The organism is Paenibacillus sp. p3-SID1389, assembly GCF_025151705.1.
GTDB lineage: Bacteria > Bacillota > Bacilli > Paenibacillales > Paenibacillaceae > Fontibacillus > Fontibacillus phoenicis.
The window spans coordinates 1-2,365 of record NZ_JALXVO010000105.1 but is presented as its reverse complement, the minus strand read 5'-3'; the positions used below and the strand labels follow the sequence as shown (position 1 = coordinate 2,365).

The 2,365-nt window shown below is 32.7% G+C and carries 4 protein-coding genes and 1 pseudogene; all 5 read right to left on the bottom strand.

From position 1 onward, the window contains the following. Positions 1 to 276 (bottom strand): annotated as a pseudogene (locus tag M3G15_RS21230) (hypothetical protein); the annotation flags it as partial. A gap of 11 nt (positions 277 to 287) precedes the next feature. Next, positions 288 to 632, bottom strand: a complete 345-nt coding sequence (locus M3G15_RS21225) for a hypothetical protein (protein ID WP_260072007.1) — start codon at positions 630 to 632, stop codon at positions 288 to 290. A gap of 66 nt (positions 633 to 698) precedes the next feature. Next, positions 699 to 1,268: a PIN domain-containing protein gene (locus tag M3G15_RS21220; RefSeq protein WP_260072006.1), complete on the bottom strand. Its 570-nt coding sequence runs from the start codon at positions 1,266 to 1,268 to the stop codon at positions 699 to 701. Then, positions 1,255 to 1,431: a hypothetical protein gene (locus tag M3G15_RS21215; protein ID WP_260072005.1), complete on the bottom strand. Its 177-nt coding sequence runs from the start codon at positions 1,429 to 1,431 to the stop codon at positions 1,255 to 1,257. Before M3G15_RS21215 ends, M3G15_RS21220 begins: the two co-directional genes overlap by 14 nt. A 198-nt stretch (positions 1,432 to 1,629) precedes the next feature. Beyond that, complete coding sequence (locus M3G15_RS21210) at positions 1,630 to 2,241, bottom strand: hypothetical protein (RefSeq protein ID WP_260072004.1); 612 nt, start codon at positions 2,239 to 2,241, stop codon at positions 1,630 to 1,632. Between the last annotated feature and the right edge of the window lie 124 nt (positions 2,242 to 2,365).

Below are 2,365 nucleotides of genomic sequence, written 5' to 3'. Positions count from 1 at the left end.
ACTAACTATGATGTGATGCGGTAGATGCCTCATAATCCCCTTATACTTGTTGTATCTCTGATCATTTATTTCGCTGATGATCATATATTTTTTGCCGTTATAAACAACAATATCACCACGTTTAATAGGCGATAAAGCAGAAATACGGCGATCATCGTAGTTTTGCTCAAGATTCGTGTTAGTGATTAAGGCCTTAACTGGGTTATCATTAATTAATACATCGCTGCCAAGTTGATCAAGCAGGAAAGCTGTATTGTTATGAAATAGATTTATCATTATACTACTCCTCAATTGCCAAACAGCATAAATGTATTACTTCCATGATCAGATTCGTTGATTGTCATTGTTCTAATTTTACGCTCTAACTGGTCTATTCTGTTTTGTAATGAATCGGCAAAATCAGAAACAGCAATATCATCCTGCTTATATGACTTCATGAGTGTTGGGTTGTTGGCAACACTATTTAAGATCGCCAACGCAGCAGAATAGATTTTCCGCTTTGCTGTATTGGATGAAGCGTCATACTCTGTATTAGGATCAGTAATCCCTTCTTCGAGAAGGTAAACGGATAACTCATCTGGCGTTAGAGTGATTCCTTTTGTTTCGAGCCGCAAACGTTCGATATTTGTCATTTAAATTGCTCCTTAGTTATTTATAAACAAAAAAAGCCACCCATAAGTGAGTGACTTTGATAATATTTATGTAAAGTATGCCCTATGTCTTGGTGTCGTATAGTACAAGTTTTTTATATTACTTAATTCGTCGCGAATATCCTCTATATTCCGAACAAGGTTTCTATCGACAGTTAAAAAACTTATCCCATATAGATGAGCCAGTGAAGCATTTACTGCATCAGCGGCACCTAATTTGTTTGTTATTTCGATTTGCTTAATTACACTTTCTTTATCTCCATCAAGAACAATCAGAATTTCTTTTTCAATTAATTCTCGAATTTTTCCCATAATGTCGTCTCTTACAGCAATTTTATCTTCATCGTTATAATACTTTGCTTCTTCGGGAAATGCTTTAAAGAACTGTTCGAGTGGATTTTGTGCAAGATTTGCTATTTCATTAACTATTGTTGGATTAACAAACAAAAAAATTACGCCTTCCTGTTCGAAGACGTAATTATCAAAGAGTTGTTTAACTGTGTCATAATATGCATCATACTTATTATAGTATGCATACAATACTCCAGTATCTATTAAAATGCTCTCTCCGTCTTCAAATCCTTTAAAAGAATGGTGGTTAAAATCAATTGTTTTCATATTTCCACCAATCCTTAACCCTGTTCATGTTGATCTTCGAGCTTGCACTTCCCATATGATCTTTCAGAACGGCTTTTTTTTCTTTTGTTAATCCTGTGTATTTAGACAGGTCTAATTTCTTTACTGCCGCCTGCATTTTTTCCTCATCTCCTGTGTTACTCAAGACATTCACCTCCAAGCAACTTCGACTTGGTATAAGCATTGCCATTTGAGCGATTTTAAAACTTATATCAGGTAAGGCAGCTATAAGTACAACTACATTGTATCACGTAACACATAACACGAACAATGGGAGTTGGAAAAATTATTATGATTTGCATCAATAGAAAAACCGCCTAGATTGGCGGTTGTACTAATTAGTTCAATAAGAAATATCTACTATTTTATAATCATCATATTCATTATTAACAGTAAAATAAACCTTTTTGTATATCTTTTCCCCTATTCCATTAGTCACTTCCATATCATATAAAAGTTCTACCTGTGTGTATGTATCTCCAAGTGTAAACTCGAACGAATCTGTAGATTCATTAAGAATTTTTACTTTCGAACCCTCATCTTTTTCTTGTTTTTTATAATATTCTAATTCTTGTTTAAAATAATCATCGAAATCTCTATACTTTTCTTTTCCATTGCCATACTCAATTTCAATCTCATACATATCGTAATCTATGGTATAAGTTTTTAGGGGGGTTTCTTTATCTACTACTCTAATGTATTTATAATCTAAAACATTAATAAAATCATCAACCCCACTATCTACATAATCATATGTACTCTCACCTTGCTGAATTGCTTTTATGTATTTTACTACTGTATTCTTTGCTTTAGCTTGTGGGGTCATATAGTTGAAATTATAGACTGCTCCACCAACAAGTATAATAAATAGAATCAAAATAGAAATAATCTTATTTCTATGCCTTCTTAGTTTATCAATGGTACTTTTTTTAGTCTCTACAGTTTCAAAATCCATTTTCCAATTCCCCCAAACCTAATATTTTCCACATCATAATACCATTTTCGACAAAATGAGTCTATGGTATATCAAAGGAAAATAGTATGGGGAATCAAATTTATAAGCATTTTCAGAAAATTAT